1 pseudogene is annotated in these 233 nt (G+C 33.9%); it reads left to right on the top strand.

Features of this window, described 5'->3' with window-relative positions:
- A pseudogene (locus KJQ99_RS10340) lies at nt 1–233 on the top strand (hypothetical protein); the annotation flags it as partial.

Genomic DNA, 233 nt, shown 5'->3' on the forward strand with positions numbered 1-233 from the left:
AAACTGAAGATGTTGTAACTCCAGAAGTTAAACCTGAAGATAAACCTGAAAACACTGAAGACAATAAACAACCTGAAGAAGATAAAACTGAAGATGTTGTAACTCAAGAAGTTAAACCTGAAGATAAACCTGAAAACACTGAAGACAATAAACAACCTGAAGAAGATAAAACTGAAGATGTTGTAACTCCAGAAGTTAAACCTGAAGATAAGCCAGTAGCTCCAGTATTTGAT

The sequence above is a fragment of the Campylobacter sp. 2018MI13 genome, from assembly GCF_018501135.1.
GTDB lineage: Bacteria > Campylobacterota > Campylobacteria > Campylobacterales > Campylobacteraceae > Campylobacter_E.